1 pseudogene is annotated in these 244 nt (G+C 48.0%); it reads right to left on the bottom strand.

The window, feature by feature from the left end:
• A pseudogene (locus ACTHS3_RS18435) lies at positions 1-199 on the bottom strand (ribosome biogenesis GTPase YlqF); the annotation flags it as partial.
• Between the last annotated feature and the right edge of the window lie 45 nt (positions 200-244).

Raw genomic sequence — 244 nt, forward strand, 5'->3', positions numbered from 1 at the left:
GCTCGGGATCGGCAAGGTCTTGCTTGTTTAAGATTTTGCGTTTTGGCTTGCCTTTGGACAACTGGGCAAGCACGGGGTTTTCGCTGGACGCAGGCATACGCGCGTCCAACATCTCAATCACCATATCAACGCTTTTAATGCGGTCGGCAATGGCTATTTTTGCCTTATTCATGTGGCCGGGAAACCATTGGTTAGCCATGTCTTTTTATTCTTTCTATTCGTATCTGAGGCCGTCTGCACAATT

The sequence above is a fragment of the Neisseria sp. P0009.S007 genome, from assembly GCF_051962515.1.